The 232-nt window shown below is 75.9% G+C and carries 1 pseudogene; it reads left to right on the forward strand.

The window, feature by feature from the left end:
- A pseudogene (locus ACR9ZK_RS23680) lies at positions 1–232 on the forward strand (hypothetical protein); the annotation flags it as partial.

Genomic DNA, 232 nt, shown 5'->3' on the forward strand with positions numbered 1-232 from the left:
GCCGCCGTCGCGGAGCTGCTCGGCGTGGTCGCCGGCGCGCAGCAGGACGGCGAGGGTCAGGTGGCCGTGGACGGCGACCTGCTGGATGTCGAGCAGCTCTGCACCTGTCTCTTATACACATCTCCGAGCCCACGAGACGGAGCTACATCTGGGGGGGGGGCTTTTGTTTGGGGAGGGGGGGGGGGGGGGGGGGGGGGGGGGGGGGGGGGGGGGGGGGGGGGGGGGGGGGGGG

The sequence above is a fragment of the Monashia sp. HAY1-5C genome (genome assembly GCF_056755255.1).